The 244-nt window shown below is 53.3% G+C and carries 1 pseudogene; it reads left to right on the plus strand.

Features of this window, described 5'->3' with window-relative positions:
• Positions 1-197 (plus strand): annotated as a pseudogene (locus EKN83_RS23285) (IS481 family transposase); the annotation flags it as partial.
• Between the last annotated feature and the right edge of the window lie 47 nt (positions 198-244).

The following is a 244-nucleotide window of genomic DNA, read 5'->3' on the forward strand; positions in this document are numbered from 1 at the left end:
TGGTCAGGAAAGTGGATATCAGCGGAAAGCTGAGCGTGAAAGGGGTAAGTCTGAGCGCGGGTAAAGCGTTCAGGGGAGAACGGGTCGGACTGAAGGAGACGCAGGAGGATGGCTGCTATGAAGTGTGGTGGTACAGCACGAAAGTGGGGGTGATCGACCTGAAGAAAAAGTCGATCACCATGGGTAAAGGATGTTAAAAAGTGTTCACCATGTCCCCGAACACCTGTCTACCATGTCCCCGGAC

It is taken from the genome of Enterobacter sp. WCHEn090032 (assembly GCF_003986875.1).
GTDB lineage: Bacteria > Pseudomonadota > Gammaproteobacteria > Enterobacterales > Enterobacteriaceae > Enterobacter > Enterobacter sichuanensis.